This is a genomic window from Aquabacterium sp. T101, assembly GCF_057219775.1.
Genome location: NZ_JBXVVZ010000022.1, coordinates 1 through 584 on the forward strand (window position 1 = coordinate 1; position 584 = coordinate 584).

Below are 584 nucleotides of genomic sequence, written 5' to 3' on the forward strand. Positions count from 1 at the left end.
ATGGCCGCCACGGCCAGCATCGAAGTGGACGCCACGCCGCCGACCGTGACGGTCAGCGCCGCCGCGCTCACCCGCGACACCACGCCCACGATCAGCGGCACGACCACCGGCCTGGCCGAGGGTGCCACCGTGACGATCGAGGTGGTTGATGCAGCGGGCGACGTGGTGCAGACCTTCACGCCGACCGTCGGCGCGGACGGCCGCTACACGGTCGACGCCGCTGCGCTGGGCGACGGCGCCTACACGGTGCGCGTCAACGCCAGCGACGCGGCGGGCAATGCCGCCACGACCGCCACGGCCAACCTGCGGGTGGACACGGCAGCGCCCGTGCTGGTGACCCACGACGTTGTGGTCACCGACACCGGCGCCACTGGGTCGATCGTCAGCGGCGGCTTGACCAAGGACAACACGGTGACCGTGAGCGGCACGGTGACCGACGCTGTGGGCGTGGCCCATGTTCAGGTGTTCGACGGCACGACGCTGCTGGGCACGGCCGACATCGGCGCCGATGGCCGCTGGAGCTTCACCACGGGCCGGCTGGCGCATGGCGACCACTCGATCACGGCGGTGGCGACCGACACGGC

At 72.3% G+C, this 584-nt stretch carries 1 protein-coding gene; it reads left to right on the top strand.

The features are described from left to right. Positions 1-584: Ig-like domain-containing protein (locus AC2EAQ_RS18905; protein WP_484645992.1), on the top strand; the 584-nt coding region annotated here is incomplete at both ends.